This window comes from Pedobacter sp. UBA5917, assembly GCF_002432345.1.
Classification (GTDB): domain Bacteria; phylum Bacteroidota; class Bacteroidia; order Sphingobacteriales; family Sphingobacteriaceae; genus Pedobacter.
Window position 1 is genome coordinate 48,537 of sequence record NZ_DJDT01000372.1, and the last position, 19,610, is coordinate 68,146.

Consider the following 19,610-nt stretch of genomic DNA (forward strand, 5'->3'; position numbering starts at 1 on the left):
GTTATGCAAGAACCTTTCGACATCGAAATCGGCCCGATAAATTATTCAGTTTTTCCGGAGGGAAATGATTCATATACCATTTTTAAAGATGGAAGGGAATACATCCAGATCCAGAAAGATACTTCATCTATTTGGTTAAAAATGGATTATAAAACAGAACTTCCTATTTTTGAGGAGGATGAAGAAGTAAATGCCATTGGGCAGGCCATTGAAAAATATGTGCCCGAAGAGGATGATGAGGAAGAAGAGGAATTATAGTAAAAAGGCCCGATCAGTAAAAATCGGGCCTCTTACGTTATAATGGCCTACCTTGTACAATTTGCCGTCCAGGTTTGTCCATCTTTTACAACCAGGATTTTAAGGTTGCTGGCATCAATACTGATGCCTGTTAGGCCAGAACCCACACTCACATAACTATTGTCTCCGGTTTTTTCAAACTTTACGCCTGTAATATCAGGAATGTTGTTACCGAAATAAAAATTATACGTTTCGCCAACTTTGCTCACTGTTACTTTGCCGTCGCTACTGTTAATGGTAGTTTCGCCATTACGGTAAGAAACCGTTCCTTTATAGGTGCCCACAAAGAAATCGCGGTCGGCAGGATCTGTATCTTTTTTACACGATACCATTACGGTTAATGCTATTAAAAGCATGCTTAAAATTTGGACTGTCTTTTTCATCTCTTTCACTTTTTTTAGTTTTAAATAGGTAATAAATGTAACAGCGCTATGACAATGACTATGCCAAAGAGGGTTGTCGCCGTACTAAATAAGGTAGATTTGAAACGAAAATTTGAATTTTAATTCGTTGATAAATAGTGTTTTAATCTGTTTTCAAGGTGCAGTATACAAATACTTTAAATAACAGGATAGAAATAGATAAAAAGCCGGATTATTTTTGAAACAATCGTGATTAATGGACAGGTTTTTTTAAAATTTCCCTAATCCTCTTGTCCAGTTCTTTGGGATCGTTCTCAAATGTATCTTCAAAACTTTTCCCGATCTGGTACGCTTTATTGTCCTTCGAAATTTTGTAAATGCTGTAGTAGTTTGAACCCGACAGACCGTAAGAAGCAATTACTTTATACTTCTGGTTGTATTCTGGGTTCACAATCTTTTCGAAATTTTTGACCCGGACAATCTTTTTGGTTTTAGGGTTTATCAGGAACAAATAATAATAGGCATTGCCACCCCGACCTCCGGTTTCTGAAAAAATAAGGATATCTTTAATGCCATCTCCATTATAGTCTTCACGAGAAGTATTATCATTGGCGAATTTTAAATAAATTTTGTCTTTCCAAAATACTTTATCAGTTGTTAAACTGCTTTTACCAAAATAAATATTGGCTGCAGTTGCTCCGCCAAATGATTCTTTTTCATCAATTCCCTGCTGGATAGCCAATATATAGCTTCTATCCCGAAATGGGCAGATGTATTGCCAGGTACCTTTTGCATTGGGCTGATGAAATATTTTTTGTGCAAACGAGTGGTTTGCGATGAGTAAGAGAATTATATAAAATATCCTGTTCATGTATTCAAATTTTTAAACTCTGTCAATGGCAGCGAAGCTGAACCTATTGATATAGATCTCTCCATTACGCGTTGCGCGAGCTGAGATGACGTTAGATTTATAAATTTAGTTTAATAATAAAAATAGCGGTCAGATTTTGGAATTTTTAGTTCATACCTGCCTGGGGCAAAACCGTCCATTTTGTGGATGGTTTTAAAAGGATATTTAAAACTATAATAGCTGTCTTTAGGTATCTTTTTCCCCTCATCGCAATCGCCGTAGGTATAGGAAACATTTACCTGCCTGGTTGAAAAATTGATATCATACTGGTAATTAAAATCGCAGGTATCATAATCGTTCATGGTTGATCCGATTACAAACCAATCGTTATTTTGATATCGGTAAATGTTTTTCCAGGTGCTGAAATGCCTGCTGTTATGGTTAAAGGTTTGCTCGGTAACCAATGTACTGTTCTTAATTTTTATCGAAAGGTTTACACCTGCATCAACGCAGAAGCCACAATCTTTGTTACTCCGCAAAATAGTATTGTTGCTTTTCCACAATTTTACTTTACCATCAACCTGTTTGCAGATATAAAGAATCCTTTTTAGCCCATCTTTTCCATCCGGTTTATCAGTATCAAAGGCATATACTACTTCTTCTATACCATCTTTATCTAAATCGCCCCTGGTTTCGAGAACTGGTTTGTAATTTTTAGGTGGAATGAAATCCGGCATTGTCTGGCCTATGCTTTGCAAAGCAAATAACAACAGGCCGGAAAGCGCAAAAAAAGATTTTTTCATGAGGTTCTATCTGTAGATCAATAAACATAGTGTTTATCACCATAACAAATAAATTTAAGCATCAGTTTTTTGTTTAAAAGCATGGAATTTACCCTGCCCAACCATCCCGATCCAAGCTGCGGTAATTGATGGATTCGGCCAGGTGTTCGAGCTCTACATTTTCGCTACCGGCCAGATCGGCAATCGTACGTGCTACCTTTAAAATCCTGTCGTAAGCACGTGCGGATAGGCCCAGGCGTTCCATTGCGGTTTTTAAAAGAATAATCCCATCTTCACTGATCTCGCATACTTTGCGTACCATTTTTGGACTCATCTGCGCATTATAATGCAGTTCGGGTTTATCCTCAAAACGTTTATCCTGAATTTCGCGGGCCTTAATTACTCGGCTCCTGATGATATCGCTTTTTTCGGCATCATTAGAAGATGCAAGAGCGGCAAAATTAACAGGCGTAACTTCTACATGAAGGTCGATGCGGTCTAAAAGCGGGCCGGATATTTTACTGAGGTATTTTTGAACCACACCAGGGGCGCAAACACAGTCTTTTTCGGGATGGTTATAAAAACCGCAGGGGCAAGGGTTCATCGAAGCCACCAACATAAAACTTGCTGGATATTCTACCGAAAATCTTGCCCTGGCGATGGCAACTTTACGGTCTTCGAGCGGTTGGCGCATCACTTCTAAAACGGTACGTTTAAATTCGGGCAATTCATCCAAAAACAATACCCCGTTGTGGGCAAGCGATATTTCGCCTGGTTGAGGGTTTATTCCCCCGCCTACCAAAGCCACATCACTAATGGTATGGTGCGGCGAACGGTATGGCCTCGAAGTCATTAAGGCATCAGCAGCAGAAAGTTTTCCGGCAACAGAATGGATTTTGGTGGTTTCGAGCGCTTCACTTAAATTTAATGGAGGCAAAATGGTGGGTAAGCGTTTGGCAAGCATGGTTTTGCCTGCCCCAGGCGGACCGATCAGGATCACATTATGCCCACCAGCGGCAGCGATTTCGAGTGCTCTTTTGATGTTTTCCTGCCCTTTAACGTCAGCAAAATCGTACTCGTAGTTATTGATGTTTTTTAAAAACTCTTCTTTGGTATCAACTCTAACCTGTTCGAGTGTTTCACTTTTATTAAAAAAGGCAGCTACCTGCGCCAGATTATCTACGCCGTAAGCCACAAGACCATCAACAATGGCTGCTTCGCGCACATTTTGATTGGGTAAGATGAAACCTTTAAAACCATCCTGTTGTGCCTGTATGGCAATGGGCAGGGCACCTTTTATTGGCTGGATGCTTCCATCTAATGAAAGCTCGCCCATAATAAAATAGTTTTCCAGTTCATCGTGGGGGATTTGCCCTGATGCAGCTAAAATGCCGATGGCAATGGGCAGATCGTAAGAGGAGCCTTCTTTTTTAAGGTCGGCAGGCGCTAAGTTTACAACAATTTTCTGCTTCGGCATGCGGAAACCTGAGATATTGATGGCGCTGGCCACACGCCGCAAACTTTCTTTTACAGCATTATCGGGCAAGCCCACCATGTAGTACTTGGTGCCGGCACTGATATTCACTTCGATGGTTATGGTTAGTGCATTTACGCCATAAACAGCACTCCCGTATGTTTTTACAAGCATTCGTATTTAATTAATAAATAAAGTGGGATGTAAATTATTCGGGATGAATATTGATGACTAATATAGAGATTTTTTATTTATTTTAATTTGATGTAAGAAGTGTTTGTATTGAAATCCAAAGTTTTCTAGATAGACCTCTGCTCTACGATCGGGAAATGACGTCCATTTTATATGAAGGGGGTATTTGGAAATGAATGTACAGCAATTCTTGGCAACTTTAGTCCTGCCATCCGCTTTATCCCGATGAAACCTGTGAAACAAGCAAGCACACAATAAAAGACAAAACAGACAGTGCTTAAATCGGGATGCCCGCTACTGTCAGGTTTATCATGGATGGTCTGTTGCTATGGGCACTACAGGCATCAAACTGTTGTAGCTAAACCCGATTGGAGCAAAAGCCCGCAGCGCAGCGAGGACTTAGAGCGGAAAGCGGGACGGGTGACTGCCAAAGGAAGAGAACCCAACATTTCCTGAAAATGTAATTTAAAAAGATTCTTCGCTGCGCTCAGGATGACAACCATAAAGGTTGAGAAAATGGTACACTGTAAAAAGAATCCCAATCATTTCTGATCGGGATTCTTTTCATATAACAGATGCTGAAACAAGTTCAGCATGACGCGGCGATTATAGCTTTAAGCTTTGGTCTTTAACCTTTCAGCTTAAAACCTATCTTCCAAAAGGCATTTTAGGCATACCTTTCATCATGGCTGCTGCGGCTGCAGGGTTAGAAAACTGCTTCATCATTTTACGCATATCTTCGAACTGTTTAATCAGCTTGGTTACTTCTTCAACTTTACTGCCCGAGCCTTTTGCAATACGTAAACGGCGGCTTTGCTGGATGGCATCCGGATTTTCTTTCTCGAAAGGGGTCATCGAATTGATGATGGCTTCGATCGATTTAAAAGCATCGTCCTGGATATCCACATTCTTCATCATTTTACCTACACCCGGTATCATGCCCATCAGATCTTTCATGTTACCCATTTTCTTGATCTGTTGGATCTGGTTGTAGAAATCGTTGAAATCGAATTTATTCTTGCGGATTTTTTTCTGAAGTTCTGCTGCTTCTTTCTCGTCAAACTGCATCTGTGCACGTTCAACAAGCGAAACCACATCACCCATACCCAAAATACGCGATGCCATACGATCAGGATAGAAAACATCAAGTGCTTCCATTTTCTCGCCTGTACCGATAAATTTAATCGGTTTGTTAACTACCGATTTAATCGAAAGGGCCGCACCACCACGGGTATCACCATCTAATTTGGTTAAAACAACTCCGGTAAAATCTAAACGGTCGTTAAATACTTTTGCTGTATTTACCGCATCCTGCCCGGTCATCGAATCTACTACGAATAAAATTTCGTGTGGATTGGTTTTGGCCTTCACCTCCGAAATCTCATTCATTAACGACTCATCAATGGCCAAACGACCGGCGGTATCGATAATAATTACGTTATTTCCGTTTTGTTTACCATGCGCAATACCTTCTAGGGCAATACCAACAGGATCTTTCGAATCGCGGTTGGCATAAACCGATACACCAACAGAGGTTCCTAAAACCTCCAGCTGATCTACAGCCGCCGGGCGGTACATATCGCCGGCAACCAATAAAGGTTTTTTACCCTTGCCCTTTAAGTGTAAGGCCAGTTTACCAGCGAAGGTAGTTTTACCCGCACCGTTTAAACCTGCAATTAATATAATGGTAGGGTTTGCTTTGGTATCCAACTCCGTAACTTCGCCACCCATTAGGGCCGCAAGTTCGTCGTTCATTATTTTGGTAAGCAACTGACCGGGAGAAACCGCTGTTAGTACATTTTGTCCTAACGCTTTTTGTCTCACATCATCGGTAAATGCTTTTGTTGTTTTATAGTTAACGTCGGCATCCAATAACGCTTTGCGGATCTCTTTCATGGTTTCTGCCACGTTGATTTCCGTAATGCTGCCTTGTCCTTTTAATACTTTAAACGCTCTGTCTAGCTTGTCCTGTAAATTATCAAACATCTTTTTTTAAGCTAAAGCTCCATGCCGCAGGGCAAAAAGCTACTTGTTTTTAATAAAAGGCAAATGTATCAAATTTTGCTTGTAAATCTTAGCAACTCAAAGTCAAATCTTTATCTCACCGGATAATATTTATCTGCTCGTGCAACATTTTATATGCTAGGTGGTCTTATAGCTGATTAACCTAAACTGATGAAACGCTGTATTCCCCTTTTTTTCCTTTTCATCTGTGCTTTTTGTTCTGCCCAGGACATTTCAAAACAAAAGCAGCTGGATGCAAAAAGGACATCGCAAACACCCAAGATAGATGGTGTTCTGGATGATGAATGCTGGAACAACGTACCCATTGCCACTGATTTTTTTCAGATCAGGCCCAACCCCGGCAAAGTGGAAACCAATAGCCGGCGCACCGAAATGAAGGTGCTTTATGATGATGTTGCCATTTATGTTTACGCCCGGATGTACGATCATCCCGATAGTGTTTCGCACGAGCTGGTTTCGAGGGATAACATCGGCAATGCAGATTTCATCTCGATTATTGTAGATCCTTTTTACGATAAAATGAACGGGAACGGTTTTTTTGTTACGGCTGCCGGCGTACAGTTTGATGCCAAATACTCACAGGTAGGTGATGAAGATGCCAACTGGAATGCGGTGTGGGAAAGCGCGGTTAAAATAGACGATAAAGGCTGGACCTGCGAAATGAAAATCCCCTATTCTGCCTTACGGTTTTCGGGCAAAGATGTACAAAACTGGGGCTTAAACTTTAGCCGTAGGATACAGCGGAGCAACACACAAACTTTCTGGAATTTTGTTGACCCCAAAGTAAATGGCTTTATCAATCAGGAAGGGCTTTGGACGGGGATAAAAGATATAAAACCACCTTTAAGATTATCTTTTTCGCCCTATATTTCTGCTTATGTCAATCATTATCCGGTTAATTTGCCCGGGGTAAAAAACACAACTTCGAGGTTTAACGGAGGAATGGATGTAAAATATGGGATCAATAATAGTTTTACGCTGGATATGACCTTGGTGCCCGATTTTGGTCAGGTACAATCGGATAACCGGATTCTGAACCTGACACCATTTGAAGTAAAATTTAACGAAAACCGCCAGTTTTTTACCGAAGGAACAGAGCTTTTTAACAAAGGCGATCTGTTTTATTCGAAACGTATCGGTTCTATCCCATCATATTACGACTATAGCGGGGTGGGCAATGACAAAATTATTAAAGATCAGAAAGAAGCCAAAGTATTAAACGCCACCAAAATTTCTGGGCGCACGGCAAAAGGCCTCGGTATCGGGATTTTTAATGCGGTTACCAATAGTATGGAAACCGAGGTTGAAGATGCGCAGGGCAATACGCGTATGGTAGAAACCCAGCCGCTTACCAATTACAATATCCTGGTTTTCGATCAGTCGTTAAAAAATAACAGCTCGGCAACATTTATCAATACCAATGTGCTAAGGCAGGGTTCGGCCTACGATGCCAACGTAACCGCATTGCTGTTTAACCTGAACAATAAAGGCAATAAATACTTTGTAAATGGCAGCGGTAAAATGAGTTATTTGCGGGGTAAAGAAACCAGTACGGGATATAGTTACGGAATTAAGTTTGGCAAACAGAGCGGTAATTTTTTATGGAGCTATTTGCAGCAATACGCCGATGATAAATTCGACCCCTCCGATTTAGGTTTTTTTACCAATAACAATTTTTTGGATCAGGTACTGGATTTCCATTACAACATTTATAAGCCAAGCAGCTGGTACAATCAATTCTTAAGCTATTTTAATGTTTTATACTCACGGAGAGCTATGCCAGGCAGCTTTCAAACTTTCTCTTTAGAAGGTGGACCGTATGTTCAATTCAAAAACCTTTGGTCGGCAGAAGTAAATGGTATTTATACCGCTGCAAAAAATGATTTTTATGAATCGAGAAATGGGCAGGTATATAAGGCGCCTGAAAGTTATGGTTTCGCTTTATACATTAATCCTAACCGTGCCAAAGCATATAATTTTGGCGGAAATATCCGCTACAAAGAACAGGAACTTTTTAAAGGTAAAGAATACAACTTTTACTTTTTCCAGAACCTGAGGTTAAATGATAAAATAGCTTTTGGTTTAGACCTTAATTTTAATCCCAACTACAATTATGTAAACTGGGTAACGGCACAGGGTGATAAAGCCATTTTTTCTAAATACGACCGCCGGACGGTAGAAAACTCTTTCGATGCAAAATACACTTTTACCAACTTAATGGGTATTACGGTTGTGTTAAGACATTATTGGAGCGATAGAAGGAATAAAGATTTTTATTTGCTTAAACCTGATGGCAATTTAACCGATTATACCGGAGCGCCACTAAGCGGGTTGGACAGAAATTACAACGTGTTCAACATCGATCTGATATACACCTGGCAGTTTGCACCCGGTAGTACTTTGTCTGTATCGTACAAAGATGCTGCTGAAACCTACGATACCTATTATACGCAGCACTACAATAAAAATCTGGGTAATATTTTAAATTCTCCACAAAACAATAGCCTTTCGGTTAAGGTTTTATATTATATAGATTATCTTGATTTGAAGAAAAAGAGGAAGAAAGTTTAATCAAAATAGGCGTCATTTCGAGCGGAGTGTAACGCAGCCGAGAAATCTATCTCGAGTTAGATCTCTCCATTTCACTACGTTCCAGTCGAGATGACGACTTTTTTTAGGACTAAAGACTGAGGACTCATGACTAATCTCAACGCGCTTTCCCCGGGCTTATGCCAAATTTCTTGCTAAAGGCATTGCTGAAATGCTGTACCGAAGAATAACCCAGCTCGTCGGAAATATTTTTGATGTCTTTGCTGTTATCGGCCAGCAGTTCTTTGGCCCTCATCAGTTTATAATCGCTTAAATAACCAAAAACGGTGTTTTTAAATACTTCTTTAAAGCCATGTTTCAGTTTAAATTCGTTTATGCCCGCTATTTTGGCCAATTCGGTTAAACATGGCGGTTGGTTGGCATTGGCCAACAGGTATTCCCTGGCATAATAAATCCTTTCTTTATCGTAGGCCGATTTAAGCGCCGGACTTTCTGTTTTTTTAGCAGCCTCTTCAAAAGCCTGTGCCTGCAGGGCCAGCAGTTCTAAACATTTAGATTGAAGAAACAATAGTTTTAATCCCCCGGTAAAATGGCAGTTCATAATATCATTGATACAGCTGTGCATGGCGAGGCTGATGGGCAGATTTTCGGAAGAAATCTCTACCGAACGGTTATTCATGATCTTTTCGCCAAAATTCTTTAATAAAACACTGCTTTCGCTGGTTAAATCGATAAAACGTGATCTTTCGAAATTTACTTCAAAAAATTTATGTGTACCACCGCCTGTAAATTCTGCCATGCCATCAAAATCAGGACTGTAGATGATATTATGTTGGTTGGCTTTAATATCCAGCCGTTTGTTGGTGAGGTAATTTTCCATAATCCCACCGCCGGTAATTGCAAAGTGGAGCTCAACCATATCCGGCTCATCAAAAGATTTAATGCGCAGCCGACTTTTCTTTACCAGCATATCGCCGTAAACAATGTAAATTCCAGAAAAAGCGATTTCCACAATCTCCGCATCGCCGAAAGGGAAGCTGTATTTATCCCTCCTTTCGGTTACCAATGGCTGATTAATGGCATTATTGTCGATTTTGTTCCCTACAATATAATATCTCTCGTCGCCGTCATAAATGTTTAGGCCCATAAAATCCTTTTGATATAAACTTTAATCCTTTTGGTATAAAAAGATCCGTTTGTTAGACAACTACTTTTGTTCAAAGTTACTAAACAAAAGCATACGATGCCTAAATTACCTTCATGGCTGGCCAACACAATGGAAAAAGTGATCAGCAATAAAATATATCAAGTTGAAGTTGCCGAAACAAAAATGTTAAGCAGCAACTTAAAGTGCGTTACCTTTAAAGGCGATTTTTTTGATGCCAAATTTATTCCCGGAAACGAAGTGCTGTTGAGGGTAAATGCCAACGAATACAGGCACTATACGCTATCAGGCTTTGATGAAACAAGCGGAACCTGTGAGGTAATTTTTTACCTGAACAGACAGGGGCCGGGACATAGTTTAGCCGTAAATATCCAAAAAGGCGACCGATTGAAGCTTATTGTTGATCGTGCAAGTGTGAAATACAATGAAGCATCCAATCAGCATTTCTTTTTTGGTGATGAAACGAGCCTTGGCCTTTACGAATCGCTTGGTAAAAAAGCGTTGGATGAGGATGTAGAATATTTTGGGGTACTGGAGCTCCAGGAAGAAAATCTCAGTTCAGTTGAACACCTTAAATTATTGATCGATACGGTACCATCTGATGTAAATGCCCCAGCCCAAAATGCCATTACCTGGATGGATAATATGCACCCGATATGTTGGGAAATGTGGCAAAATGCAACGTTTTATTTAACCGGAAGGGCAAAATCGGTACAGCAGTTTAAACGTTACCTAAAACAAAGGGGTGTAAGCTTTAGGCAGATTGTTACCATGCCCTATTGGGAAATCGGAAAAGTGGGTGGTGGTTAACGCTACCTCGGGAAAGTAAAACCAAAACCCAGGGCCAGCGTTTGGTTGGCCTGTATTTTATTTGTTCCTGTATCGTCATCAAACAGTAGTACGCCGGTTAAACTGGTATTCATAAAACGGTTGATTTTTGCGGTTAGTGCGATATCCAACCTATGGTCGATTTTACTCGCCTTAAAATCCTTGTAAGGGATAAACATGGCATACCTGGCTTTCAGGTTGGTATTGGTGAAAATATCTTTATCAAATGCACTTACAATCTGGAAAGCCAGTTCGTTTTTAAACTTTTTGCCTTTTTCTACTGCATAAACTTCGTTTTTATTATCGTAAACGGCAGTATCGAGTACAAAAGTCTGCCTTGCGGTACCTGTACCAATACGGGTCGAGAAATACTTAACCGGTTTATACTCAAAACCGATCGATTCGGTTAAGTAACCCGGTGCCATAAATTTGGAAATCAGCACTTGTTGTTCGTCTCCATTTGCGTCCCTGTAATACCTGAAACCTTTGTCAAATTGCGATTCGAAACTCACCGATCCAAAAAAGAACCAACTTTTCGATAATTGAAAAGAGGCCTTATTATCCCAAAAAATACGGTCGTTGGTTTTCTTTTGCAGCTGGTCTTTGTTTTTAATTTTTCCATACTGTAAAACCAATTCGCTAACATAACTATAACTGTTTTTGTTATACTCTGCTTTCCAGTTAACCAAACCACCAACGGCTACAGAGTTGGTACCCCCACCTTTCCAGTTATTGCTAAACTGCGCCTGGTTAACGTTAATGCCAATACTGGTTTTGGTTTTCCAGTAATTGATTTTTGCATTAACCACCAATGGTTTGATTTTTACAGGCTCAAAGTTTAATGGCCCCTGTCTGCTCGGCAGCGGACTGCGTTTTAATTTAATGTTCAGGTCTTTTGTATTGATAGGAATAGTATCAATTTCCTGTGCATGTAATTGGCTGGAGCAGAAACTTAGAATCAGGATTATGGCAGCTAAACAGTTCTTCATTATTACAAAGAAAAAGAAAAATTTCAGAGATAAAAAGCATTTAACGAAATGATTGTCTGATTGACAATTGAAATTGCCGCGAAAATGGTTGCGTCAGATCTTTCTGATCCATCCGTACCAATGCCCGTTTTTCAGGTAATCCAGGTTGGTTTCATGGTCATAGGCTTCCCTTTCAAAAATGATGTTCCGATAAGCCCTATCGTGGTTTTTGTATTTAAAAAGATTGATGAGGTAGTTAAAAAAATATAGGATATAAAAAGGGAAAACAAGAAGTTCCAACTGCTGGCGCAGGTGGATTTTTTCGTGGTTGATCATTTCCGCATCCTTTTTAAACCGCTCTGATTTTAACAATATAAAAGGAAATATGGCCATGCCGGCGGCCGGAAGTTTTTTAACGATGATAATTGGCGCCCTCACAGCTTTTCGATGGTTATTTTTGGCAGTTTAGGCAATTGCAGTGCTTTTGGATTCAACCTGTAGCTTTTATAGGCATTCCGGATAAACTGGTTAAAAGAATAATCTGTTGCATCAAGTACAAACTGGTAGGTTGGGCGGTACTGCTGCATAAAATCGGTAAGTTCATCGCCCTGTATGCCCAAAACCTGGCGCACCAGATTGGCATTGAAACGGTAATCGATCAAATCTTCGCGGTAATCTTTTTCGAGGATTTTTTGCAGGTGGCGGGCATTTCTTCCCTGTCGGCTCAATAGGTTGTAAATGGCATCGATACCCAAACCTACCCCGCCATTGCCCAGGTTCAGTAAATCTTTACTGCTACCCTTCATGGTTTGATAGCGGTATTCCTGTACATTTTTTTCGTAAAGCTGCTGCGGTGTTAATCTTTTCTGCTGGATTACCACATCACGGAGCCTTATCCCCAAAGTTTTAAGCTGAAAATACATGGCCGTTTGCCCCTTAAAAACCATGGTATCTACGCCATAGCCTGATAAAGCTGCAACCAGGGTATCGCCAGGAATGGCAACTGTGCTGAATTCTCCTTTGGTGGTGTTATATAAACCATCTCCTGTGCGGATGTTATAAATATAAACTTTAGCCAGGCGTTGTTTGGTTTCTTTGTCAATAACAATCCCCTGCACAGGTTTTGTTTGTGCAAATAACAGCTTGGAGAGGCCTATAAAGAGAATAAGGGTGAAAAAAAATCTCATTAGGTTACAAAACTACAAATATTAGGCAGGCAATGTTTGTACTTAACATTATTTAACCTTAAGTACCTGGCCTAATTTAATCCCATCTGTAGTTATTCCATTCAGCATTTTTAGCTCATCTACCGTTAAGTTGAAACGTTTTGAAATATTATATAAAGTATCTCCTTTAACAACGGTATAGGTGCCATCTGCAACAATTGGCTTTGCACCCGCAGGAGGTGTTTCAACCGGTGTAAATTTTGCTTTTTCCTGGGGGATATTCTTGTTGATCTCTGTAAAAACCCTGTCTTCACGGGCAATTTTCTGCTTTTCGCTTTCAGGCTGATCGTATTGGTAAAGTTGGTATTTTTCGATCGTGTTGATCAATAAATCGGGGTATTTTGGATTAGTGGCATATCCGGCTGTTTTTAGGCCTTGTGCCCAGCTTTTATAATCGTTTTTATCTAACTGGAAGAGAAAGCTGTAGCGTTTCCGCTTTAAAAATTCGGAGTGGTCCCTGAACGATTCGCGGGCATCTTTATAAACCCTGAAACAATCGTTTTTCTGGTCGTCGTCACGGAAATAGTTTTTGCCCTTCCATTCCGAGGTACACTTAATTCCGAAGTGGTTATTGGCATACTTGGCCAGATCGCTGTTGCCACTGCCCGATTCCAGAATGCCCTGCGCCAGGGTAATACTGGCCGGAATACCCGCGGAGTTCATTTCCTCTATCGCTACACCTTTAAATTCGTCGATATAACTTAGGGTATTATAACTTTTGTACGAATTGTTATTGGCTTTATTGGCCTCTTTTTCGATCTGACGGTTGTTTTTCGAAAACTTCCGTGTACCGCAGGAGCTCAAAAGAACAAGGATTGCCGCTAGTAGGATAAGATGATTGGATGAACGCATATATGTTTAATTGTGTATAGGGTTAACTGTTTACCCTTCGGCTACGCTCAGGGGGTTAATCGGTTAATTGTATTGCTAAATTGTTTTATTGTTAACTGTAGACTGAAACTAGACAAATTGGTTAAGTGGGAACTTATGACTCAAAACTCCCAACTCAAAACTTAATCTTCTGTCCTGGTTTTAAATTTACTTTTTTCATGCCGTTTTTCTGCATCAGTTTTTTAACCGTTGTGCCTTTCTTTTTGGCAATAATACTTAGGTTATCGCCAGATTTTACGGTATAGGTTTTTGTTGTTCTTCTGCTTCTGCTACGGCGATGGACCGGCGAAGCGTAAACAGGCTCTTCATATCCTTCAGGCCTTTCGTCGTACTGGTAAAGCTCATATTTTTTGATCAGACCAATTACCTGACTGGCCCAGCTTCTGCTACGGGCGTAACCGCAACGGCGGATGCCATAAGTCCAGCCTTTATAATCGTATTGATCGTATTTTGCAAAAAGGTTGTTGAAAGGCTCACGCGTTTCCATAATTTCTACAAAATGGCTGTAAGATTCATCAGCATTCAGGTAATCGCGGTACGAAGAACGGATTTCGGTACTGTTATTTGGACCTTTAACACCAAAGTGATTGTTAAGGTGTTGGGCAATTTTACTGTTCCCGGCAGCCGATTCGTGTATTGCAACAGCTAAAATAACGCTTGCCGGAATCTTGTGGTCGCGCATCAGTCCCTGTGCGTATTCTACATGTTCTGCTATATAATCATCGGTATCCTGCGCTTTGGCAATAATTCCGGATAAAAGGAGCAGGCAAAAGGTGAAAACTTTCTTCATTTCTTTTTTGGTTAATAGATCATGGTTTATTGGTTTGATGGCCTTGGCATAATGCTATGAGCCATTAACCATAAGCCATCATCATTTCTTCCTGATCACAAACAAACCATCCCGAACAGGTAAAATTAATTTTTCAACCCGTTCATCTGCAGCTATTTTGTCGTTAAAACTAGTAATATTCTTAGTGTCTTTGTCCTGTTTCTCCTGAAGTACTTTTCCACTCCACAGTACATTATCCACAATGATAATCCCACCTGGGCGAACGCGATCAAAAATCAGGTCGTAATAGGTGCCGTTGTTTTTCTTGTCGGCGTCTATAAAAACGACATCAAAAACTTCGTTTAAACCAGTTATTGTTTGGGTTGCATCACCAAGGATATAGTTGATCTGATTATTGTATGCAGATTTAGCGAAATTGCCACGCACCATATCCTCAAGCTCTACATTAATATCCAGGGTATACAGTAAGCCGTCTTTGGTTAAACCTTCGGCCAAACAGAGCGTGGCGTATCCGGTAAAAGTACCTATTTCTAAAATCCTTTTTGGCGAAACCATTTTACTGAGCATGCTCAAAACCCTGCCCTGGTAATGGCCGGAGAGCATGCGGGGCATTAAAACTTTAAGGTTGGTTTCGCGGTCTATCTGTTGCAGCAGTTCGCTTTCAGGCTCGCAGTAGGCAATTAATAAATCTTGTAAATCGTCGTTTATCAGGCTCATTTGTTGGTTATAAACGGTTACTTTCCATAAAATATTGTAAAATGATGGTTGCCGCAATGGTATCAACCCGGTCTTTATCCCTTCTGTCCATTTTTTTTAGTCCGCTTTGCATAATGGCCTGATGAGCCATTTTAGAGGTGAAACGTTCGTCAACCCAATGCCTGGGGATATCTGGAAATGATTTTTTCAGTAGCGTTGCAAAACCTTTTACATGTTGTGCCGAATCCGAAGGCGAACCATCCATCTGTTTTGGATCGCCCAGTACAAATGCCTCTACCTGCTCAGTAAGCATATATTTTTTGATGTACTCGATCACATCTTTCGGGTGTACCGTATCAAGCCCTGTTGCAATAATCTGCAAAGGATCGGTTACCGCAATGCCGATGCGTTTTGTTCCATAATCAAATGCAAGGATCCGTGCCATAAATTAAGCGCTGGGCGCTTAGCGTAAAGCATTAGCCCATCTTTTAAATTTAAAAAGTCCAAAGGTAAGCTTTTTTGCGGAATGGGTTTTTTATGGGCTGCAAACTGTGAACTGCTAACTGCAAACTAACCTAGTTTCCTGCCCTGTTTATCTCTTCTGCAGCACCGCCGGTTGATCTTTTGGTTGTTTTTAACGGTTTTCCAAAACGGTATGTAAAAGCTAAGCTAACTACCCTGGTATCCCTTTTTAAGATAAAATACTCGTTTGCAGCAGGAAAACCCGTTAAACCTTCCATTGCCTGGGTGAAAAAAATATCCCTTGCGTTTAATTTTAAACTGCCCTTACCTTTAAACAGGTTTTGCGATAAACCTACCGATAACTGGCCAGTTGGATATAGCAACTCCTGTAAGTCGTTACGTGCCCTGGTGATGTAATAACCCGAAATTTCTGCACTTAAACCCTTGTTTATGGTAAATTGGTTATTCAGATTTACCTGTAACTGGTTAATGCTGGAAGAATAATCTATGTTTTGATAACCTTTTAACTGCTTATGGTTAAATGTACCCTGAATATTGGCCTGCCACCAGCTAAATGGCGAAAGCTGCAGAGAAGCAGATAAACCTAAATTGTTCATTTTACCTACATTCCCGTCTGTATATACTAAAATGTCGTTCCCTTCTGATATAAAAAGCTGCGAAAAATAGTCTTTTATTGTACTAAAGGAAACCGTTGTGGTTAAAAGCCTTTTAAACTGATGGGTTAATTCGAAATTCCAGCTGTACTGGGGTAAAAAGAACGGATTTCCACGCTGGTAGGTATACTTGTTGATGATGTATATAAAAGGATTTAACTTTTGATATGGCGGGCGGTCTATCCTTCTTCCCGCAGTTAAACTAAAAGTATTTGCAGAATCGGCACTGTAACTGATGTAGCCCGAAGGGAAAAGGTTACTGTAATTTCTTGAAAAAGCAGAATCCCTCCTGATGCTATTGCCTAACTGATGCGCATTGTAATGTGTGTTTTCGTAACGTAAACCGGCCTGTGCATTAAATTTTCCAAATTTGCTTTCAAAACTGCTGTATAATGCATTAATGTCTTCCTGATATAAAAAATGATTGCTTTTGTTAAGGTCTTCTGAAAGATTGTTCCCCTCAAAAAGTTGGTACGCTGCAATATTATCGGTTTTAATTGACGAAGATTTAAAGCCCGATTCGAGTTTATGGTTTTTTCCAAAACGGACAATATAATCGGCTTTGGCCGATAGTATGCGGAGATTTGATGGCGTTTGAGCAAGCGAACCCCGGGTATATCCGCCGTCTGCCAGCAGTTGATTCGTAAAACGCTGGTCGTTATTTATTACGTATTTAAGTATATCCAGATCAATCGAAAGGTTCTGGTTCTTACTCAAAATCTGTTTTAGGTTCAAATTTGCAGCGCCGTTTTTTAACCTGAAATCGGTAGTATTATACGTTGCGATAGCCGAATCGATTTTTCCTGAGGCATTTTCCCAATTGGCAATGGCATCACTGCCGCCGTTACGCCTGGCCAAGGCCCCGGTTAACGTTAAACCAATGGTTGTTTTTTCGGAAACATAATAATCCAACCCTGTTTTTAACAGGTGACCACTGTTTTTCGATACGAAATAGGATGTTTGGTCTAAGGCTGAAATGACAGCAGAATTTGCACCAAAATACTGTCTGTAGGCGTAAATGTCGCTAAAATTCTGGTTTAAGTTAACGCCATAGTTGGCAAACACATTAATAGCTCCCTTTCGGTAATTAAGTGTGAGGCTATTGTTGTTTTTGTAATATTTTCCCTGCCCATAAGCCGTAATCAATGATCCGTTAAAGCCTTCCTGTTTTGTTTTTTTTGTTTTAATGTTAATAATCCCAGCATTTCCACTGGCATCATATTTTGCAGAAGGATTGGTAATCAACTCGATCTGGTTTACCTGCGATGAGCTCATGTTTCCAAGCAGATTGCTCAGTTCGCTGCCCGATAAATAAGTTAATTTATCATCAATCATAACCAGCACATTCGATTTACCCTGCAAACTGATGCTGCCGTTCTTATCTACAATTACACCGGGCGATTTTTCGAGTACCTCCAATATTGTAGTGCCGGTATTGGTAACAGCCGCATCTACATTAACGATGGTTTTTCCCTGAACATGTTCGATAAACTGTTTTTTGCCCACCACATTTATACTCCCTAGGTTTTTATCTGCTTCGGATAGATTGATCGTAATCGTACTATTAACAAAGGGAAATAAAAGTACTGCTGTTTTGTATGGTGTATAACCTAGCGCACTTGCCACGAAAATATATTTACCTGCTTTTGGTTTCGTAAAAACAGCAATGCCATTCTCGTTGCCCATGGCCGTTTTAACCAAACGCTCATCCGATGCCTTTAAAAGCTGAACCGTAGCGCCTGCAATAGCCTGTCCTTTTTGATTAAGTACAGCAACTTTAATGTTTTTATCCTGGCACAAGCCCAAAATGGAATAAAAGCATAGCCCAAGTAGCAATATGTATTTCGAGAAGGTCATTAACATAGGTAGTTAGTCGGGTAAATATAGAAATCTATAATAAGAATTAACATAATCTTCTTATGGATAAGTGTTTAATTTTAAATTAAAATATAAAATGCTTGGGGCGGTATGCCAAAATCAATTTAACTGTTGCAGAAAGAATATTGTTACAGGGTTGGTTTTATGGTTGTTACCTATGCTTTTATAGTGTAAAAAACACCTGTGGAAGGAGAAGATGATCAGGGGTTATGTGTGAATATCATATCTATTTCTTATTTTGCACCAAATGCAGTTTAAAGAGATCATAGGACAGGAAAGAGTGAAGCAACAATTGGTGCAAACGGTTAAAGAAAACCGCATTAGCCACGCGCAACTGTTTTTGTCGCCCGCTGGTTCGGGTGCTGTACCTTTGGCCATTGCATATGCGCAGTACATCAATTGCCTAGATAAGGGCGAAAATGATAGTTGCGGCGAATGTTCGAGCTGCAGAAAATACGAACGTTTAATCCATCCCGATCTGCATTTTTCCTATCCGTTTTTTGCTTCAGCGAGTGTAAAAACTGCTGTAGATGTGTTAGAAGAATGGCGTGGTATGCTGATGCAGGATCCTTATTTCGATATCGATATCTGGCGCTCCAAACTCGATGCAGCCAATAAACAGGCCAATATCAATATTGCCGAATGCCACGATATAATCAAAAAACTGAGTTATAAAGCTTTCGAAGCCGAAACCAAGGTTTTGATCATGTGGTTGCCCGAATATTTAGATAAAGCCGGTAATGCTTTATTGAAACTGATCGAAGAACCACCTGCCAACACACTGTTTATCCTGATTGCACAGAGTCAGGACCAAATTTTAACCACTATTTTATCGCGTACACAGATTGTTAAGATCCCCAAACTATCTTCAGAAGAAGTTGCCGGATTTTTGCTGAACAGCAGTGGATTAAACGAGCATCAGGCCATAGATTATTCATTTTTGGCCGATGGAAATTTAATCGAAGCGAAAGCTTTGGCTGCCGATACACAGAGTGATAGCTCGGGTACCTTTACCGCCTGGTTAAGGATGGGTTTTGGCAATAAAGTGCCCGATCTGATCGAATTTACCGACGAGGCGGCCAAGTGGGGACGGGAAAACCAAAAGAATTTTTTAAAATACGGCGTAAATTATTTACGCGAGTGCTGTTTGATTTTAAGCGGGGCCGAAGAATTGGTAAAATTACCGCCCCTTACCTTCGAAACGGCTAAAAAGCTCAGTACTCATGTGCTTAGTTTGCCTATGGCAGAGGCCATAATTGCCGAGCTGGAGAAAGCTCATTACCACATTGAAAGAAACGCTAACCCGAAAATTCTGTTTTTAGATGTATCTTTACAACTGGTAAAAATTATCAAGTTTAAAACGCTCCCTGCGGGGACTCAATATATATACAATTAATATGGGATGTGGAAGTTGTTCTACAGGTGGTGGTTGCACCCCTAACGGATGCAAAAGTAATGGCTCATGTGGCACCGGTGGTTGCCAAACAATGGAAGTTCACG

Annotated in this window: 18 protein-coding genes; 4 read left to right on the forward strand and 14 right to left on the reverse strand. The window is 40.3% G+C overall.

Annotated elements, in window-relative coordinates:
• Positions 1-3 precede the first annotated feature (3 nt).
• Entirely contained in the window at positions 4-258 is a 255-nt protein-coding gene (locus B2V92_RS26030; RefSeq protein WP_293313705.1) for a hypothetical protein, read from the forward strand.
• 47 nt (positions 259-305) lie between these two features.
• Here the strand turns inward: B2V92_RS26030 and B2V92_RS26035 are convergent, their stop codons facing one another.
• The 5 genes from B2V92_RS26035 to ffh all read right to left on the reverse strand — a co-directional run bounded on the left by B2V92_RS26035 (position 306) and on the right by ffh (position 5,943).
• Positions 306-680, reverse strand: coding sequence for a hypothetical protein (locus B2V92_RS26035; protein ID WP_293313708.1), 375 nt, complete (start codon positions 678-680; stop codon positions 306-308).
• Between the two features lie 232 nt (positions 681-912).
• Positions 913-1,530 (reverse strand): XAC2610-related protein, encoded by a 618-nt coding sequence (locus B2V92_RS26040; RefSeq protein WP_293313711.1) that lies wholly within the window; start codon positions 1,528-1,530, stop codon positions 913-915.
• Between the two features lie 110 nt (positions 1,531-1,640).
• On the reverse strand, positions 1,641-2,312 hold the full coding sequence (locus B2V92_RS26045; RefSeq protein WP_293313714.1) for a hypothetical protein: 672 nt from the start codon (positions 2,310-2,312) through the stop codon (positions 1,641-1,643).
• Between the two features lie 88 nt (positions 2,313-2,400).
• Positions 2,401-3,939, reverse strand: coding sequence for a YifB family Mg chelatase-like AAA ATPase (locus tag B2V92_RS26050; protein WP_293313717.1), 1,539 nt, complete (start codon positions 3,937-3,939; stop codon positions 2,401-2,403).
• A gap of 666 nt (positions 3,940-4,605) precedes the next feature.
• Complete coding sequence (gene ffh, locus B2V92_RS26055) at positions 4,606-5,943, reverse strand: signal recognition particle protein (RefSeq protein WP_293313720.1); 1,338 nt, start codon at positions 5,941-5,943, stop codon at positions 4,606-4,608.
• A 189-nt stretch (positions 5,944-6,132) separates the two neighbouring features.
• Between ffh and B2V92_RS26060 the strand changes: the two genes are divergently transcribed.
• Positions 6,133-8,553, forward strand: a complete 2,421-nt coding sequence (locus B2V92_RS26060) for a DUF5916 domain-containing protein (protein WP_293313722.1) — start codon at positions 6,133-6,135, stop codon at positions 8,551-8,553.
• 136 nt (positions 8,554-8,689) lie between these two features.
• On the opposite strand, the gene B2V92_RS26065 is transcribed toward B2V92_RS26060, so the two are convergent.
• Positions 8,690-9,679: a helix-turn-helix domain-containing protein gene (locus tag B2V92_RS26065; protein WP_293313725.1), complete on the reverse strand. Its 990-nt coding sequence runs from the start codon at positions 9,677-9,679 to the stop codon at positions 8,690-8,692.
• A 96-nt stretch (positions 9,680-9,775) separates the two neighbouring features.
• Between B2V92_RS26065 and B2V92_RS26070 the strand changes: the two genes are divergently transcribed.
• The gene (locus B2V92_RS26070) at positions 9,776-10,507 is read left to right on the forward strand and encodes a siderophore-interacting protein (protein WP_293313728.1); all 732 of its coding nucleotides are present in this window, start codon (positions 9,776-9,778) and stop codon (positions 10,505-10,507) included.
• 2 nt (positions 10,508-10,509) lie between these two features.
• On the opposite strand, the gene B2V92_RS26075 is transcribed toward B2V92_RS26070, so the two are convergent.
• The 8 genes from B2V92_RS26075 to B2V92_RS26110 form a co-directional block, all read right to left on the reverse strand.
• The gene (locus B2V92_RS26075) at positions 10,510-11,514 is read right to left on the reverse strand and encodes a DUF3078 domain-containing protein (RefSeq protein WP_293313731.1); all 1,005 of its coding nucleotides are present in this window, start codon (positions 11,512-11,514) and stop codon (positions 10,510-10,512) included.
• 93 nt (positions 11,515-11,607) lie between these two features.
• A complete protein-coding gene (locus B2V92_RS26080; RefSeq protein WP_293313734.1) occupies positions 11,608-11,931 on the reverse strand; it encodes a hypothetical protein in 324 nt (107 codons plus the stop codon).
• On the reverse strand, positions 11,928-12,680 hold the full coding sequence (locus B2V92_RS26085) for a hypothetical protein (RefSeq protein ID WP_293313736.1): 753 nt from the start codon (positions 12,678-12,680) through the stop codon (positions 11,928-11,930). Before B2V92_RS26085 ends, B2V92_RS26080 begins: the two co-directional genes overlap by 4 nt.
• A 48-nt stretch (positions 12,681-12,728) precedes the next feature.
• Positions 12,729-13,571 (reverse strand): glucosaminidase domain-containing protein, encoded by an 843-nt coding sequence (locus tag B2V92_RS26090; protein ID WP_293313738.1) that lies wholly within the window; start codon positions 13,569-13,571, stop codon positions 12,729-12,731.
• A gap of 154 nt (positions 13,572-13,725) precedes the next feature.
• The gene (locus B2V92_RS26095; protein WP_293313740.1) at positions 13,726-14,400 is read right to left on the reverse strand and encodes a glucosaminidase domain and LysM peptidoglycan-binding domain-containing protein; all 675 of its coding nucleotides are present in this window, start codon (positions 14,398-14,400) and stop codon (positions 13,726-13,728) included.
• Positions 14,401-14,481: 81 nt separating this feature from the next.
• A complete protein-coding gene (locus B2V92_RS26100) occupies positions 14,482-15,117 on the reverse strand; it encodes an O-methyltransferase (RefSeq protein WP_293313743.1) in 636 nt (211 codons plus the stop codon).
• A 7-nt stretch (positions 15,118-15,124) separates the two neighbouring features.
• The gene (ruvX, locus tag B2V92_RS26105) at positions 15,125-15,541 is read right to left on the reverse strand and encodes a Holliday junction resolvase RuvX (RefSeq protein ID WP_293313746.1); all 417 of its coding nucleotides are present in this window, start codon (positions 15,539-15,541) and stop codon (positions 15,125-15,127) included.
• 130 nt (positions 15,542-15,671) lie between these two features.
• Positions 15,672-18,089: an outer membrane beta-barrel protein gene (locus B2V92_RS26110; RefSeq protein ID WP_293313749.1), complete on the reverse strand. Its 2,418-nt coding sequence runs from the start codon at positions 18,087-18,089 to the stop codon at positions 15,672-15,674.
• Positions 18,090-18,357: 268 nt separating this feature from the next.
• Here B2V92_RS26110 and B2V92_RS26115 point away from each other — a divergent pair, with 268 nt between their 5' ends.
• Entirely contained in the window at positions 18,358-19,506 is a 1,149-nt protein-coding gene (locus B2V92_RS26115; RefSeq protein ID WP_293313752.1) for an ATP-binding protein, read from the forward strand.
• Positions 19,507-19,610 lie beyond the last annotated feature (104 nt).